1 protein-coding gene is annotated in these 1,800 nt (G+C 61.0%); it reads left to right on the plus strand.

The genetic code is table 11. The annotated features are described in order from the left end of the window. Window positions 1-190 precede the first annotated feature (190 nt). Window positions 191-1,642, plus strand: a complete 1,452-nt coding sequence (locus ACFTZB_RS45385) for an APC family permease (protein ID WP_378442521.1) — start codon at window positions 191-193, stop codon at window positions 1,640-1,642. Window positions 1,643-1,800: the final 158 nt, after the last annotated feature.

Here is a 1,800-nt window from a genome sequence, read left to right on the forward strand (position 1 = left end):
CACGTACACTCGCGCGGAGCCGCCGGTTCGGCGTATCGAGAACGAATCGATCGTCGATACCAACGTTCAACGTTGTTCGTCGAGGGACAAGAACCACGAGCGCTTTCTCAACTGATGTATATGGTGCAACGTCCCGCCGAGGCCGATAGTTGGACCACCGCACCCCAGCTACCCCGAACGGGAGATTTAGATGACCGAGATGAATCCCGGAGATCACCCAGTCAATGAAGTGACAGGACTGGAAGAGGGAACCCTGAGCGGGAGAAAAGCTCTTGGGCTCGCAGTAGTTGTTTTCAGCCCGGTCTTAACTGCTGCGACTGTCGGGGCGTTCGTGATGAGCGTGTCAGGCTCGTCGGCGTGGCTCTCGGTCCTGGTCGGCGCAGTGATCATGGCGTGCGTCTCTGTGACTATCGCGCCGTTCGCATCCCGGTTCGTCGTATCCGGCGCCCTCTACTCGTACATCGGGCATGCACTCGGCCCATTCCCGAAACTCGTCTCGGGCGCCTCACTCGCGGTGGGCTATGTCGTCGGAATGATGGCCGCATTGGGTGCCCTCGCGTTGTACACCGGTAGCTTGCTCAGCACGTCGTTTGGAGTCTCCGGTGCGAACGAGCTGCCCGGACAGATCATGATCTTCGCGGTAGCCCTTCTCGGAGCGGCCGTTCTCGCCTATCGGGGACTGGACACCTCCGCGCGCCTCAGCATCGGCCTGATGGCCATCACCGCACCGGTCGTCGCGTTGATTCTGTTGGCTAACCTCTTCAGCGGCGACTTCGACTTGAAGAGCCAATTCTCGTTCGAAGACTTCACTTTCACCGGCTTCACGATGGGTGTGGTTCTGACCGCGACCTTCCTGGTGGGTATCGAGGCGAGCGCCGCGACCGCCGCCGAAACTGCAGATCCCAAACGAACCGTTCCCCGGGTCATCATTGCTGTTCCACTGATCGTGGGTGGTATCGGCCTCGTTGCGACGGTTCTGTCGGTTCCGGCGCTCGCAACCGATGAGGTTCAGAGTGCCATGACGGCCGGCGAGTCGCCGATCGCCGCACTCGCCGATCATGCTGGGCTCAGTTTCCTCGGGGGGATCGCTGACCTTGCGCTGGTGTTGACATGTTTGGCTGTCCTCATCGGATTCATGAACTACGCGCCACGTGTGCTCGCGACTATGGCAACCGACGGGCTTCTTCCCAGCACCCTCGGCAAGGTGAGTCCGCGCACGCACACCCCCGTGACAGCGATCGTCGCCATCGCTGTTCTGACCTTCCTGTTCCCCACGATCCTGGCAGCCGTCACAGGTGGGAGCACACTCCAGATCTATACCGCGGTAGCCACCCTCTTCCCCTACATGTGGGTCCTTCCGTACATCTTGATCGCTGTCGGCGGCACAATCTTCCTGGCGAGAACAAAGGAATTGACCGTCGGAGTCATCCTGTCAGCGGCAGTCGGAGCTGCCGGTTTTACCTGGGTGTACGTGAACGCGATCGTTCATCCACAGCCGGGAGTGGCGAGCTACATGACCTGGGCGGCGCCGGTCTCAATCCTCATTGTGCTCGCAGGGATGGTCGTGTTCCGTTGGGCACGAACGGGGCGAAAGAGTCGTGGATCCGCGCGGCACGGCGCCGGCTTCGAGCGGGCAAGCTGAGTGCGGTAGTACAGAGGAAGCGACAATTCTGTTGCCGTGGTTCAGTGCCGGACGGATCAAGCAGGTCTTTGCGATCGTTCCACGCCCGGCAACAGAGCACCGTCGGCATTGCCGTCATCACTAGGACTTGGTGCGGGTCGACGAGGAAGCGTCGACCC

Source organism: Rhodococcus sp. NPDC057014 (assembly GCF_042673295.1).
Lineage (GTDB): Bacteria > Actinomycetota > Actinomycetes > Mycobacteriales > Mycobacteriaceae > Rhodococcus_F.

Bases quoted from the DNA above. Each gene is read 5' to 3' on its own strand.
- ACFTZB_RS45385 (WP_378442521.1), top strand. From the start codon at position 191: ATGACCGAGATGAATCCCGGAGATCACCCAGTCAATGAAGTGACAGGA.